This is a genomic window from Mycobacterium sp. NGS49 (assembly GCF_059812565.1).
Map to the genome: position 1 here is coordinate 1 of NZ_JCALCX010000119.1, position 344 is coordinate 344.

Below are 344 nucleotides of genomic sequence, written 5' to 3' on the forward strand. Positions count from 1 at the left end.
GGGGGTGATGAGGCCGTGGTGGCTCAGGATGCGTCGGATCGTGCAGGTCGAGGGCACCGGCAGGCCGCGTTGAGCCAGGTGCCATTGCAGGGTGAGTGGGCCGGCGTCGAGCCCGTCGGCGACAAGGCCCTCGCGCAGGAGGACCACCGCGGCCACCACCTCATCGCTGACAGCGCGGGGGTTGCTGGCGGGCCGTCGCGAGCGGGGATCGACCGCCTCCAAACCGCCTTGACGGTAGCGGTCCAGCAGCCGATAGAGGTGCTGGCCAGACAGGCCATAGACCCCGGCTGCCTCGGTGACCGACATGCGGCCGCTGACGACTTCCAGGACAACCACGCGTGCTT

At 70.1% G+C, this 344-nt stretch carries 1 protein-coding gene; it reads right to left on the reverse strand.

Annotation, left to right across the window (positions count from 1 at the left end; translation table 11 throughout):
* A partial coding sequence (locus AC5Y7D_RS30955; protein ID WP_499930010.1) for a helix-turn-helix domain-containing protein occupies positions 1–336 on the reverse strand: 336 nt, incomplete at its 3' end.
* Between the last annotated feature and the right edge of the window lie 8 nt (positions 337–344).